Consider the following 264-nt stretch of genomic DNA (forward strand, 5'->3'; position numbering starts at 1 on the left):
CTCCCACAGGGGATTAGCGATATCCATGAGATTTACAGCCGGGCTGTTTTCTCCCTGCCAACAGCGATCCAGTGTGGGAGGGGGCTTGCCCCCGATGACGGTGGTTCAGTCAACATATCTGCCAACAATGCCGCCGTCTTCGAAGCCTCGCTGAAGCTCGACATCTCCCACAGGGGATTAGCGATATCCATGAGATTTACAGCCGGGCTGTTTTCTCCCTGCCAACAGCGATCCAGTGTGGGAGGGGGCTTGCCCCCGATGACG

At 57.6% G+C, this 264-nt stretch carries 1 protein-coding gene; it reads right to left on the bottom strand.

Going from position 1 to position 264, the window contains the following annotated elements; genetic code table 11:
• Positions 1–32: 32 nt before the first annotated feature.
• Positions 33–264: hypothetical protein (locus K7431_RS30850; RefSeq protein WP_224265993.1), on the bottom strand; the 232-nt coding region annotated here is incomplete at its 5' end.

Origin of the sequence: Pseudomonas fluorescens group sp., from assembly GCF_020093335.1 — a bacterium.
Lineage (GTDB): Bacteria > Pseudomonadota > Gammaproteobacteria > Pseudomonadales > Pseudomonadaceae > Aquipseudomonas > Aquipseudomonas petroselini.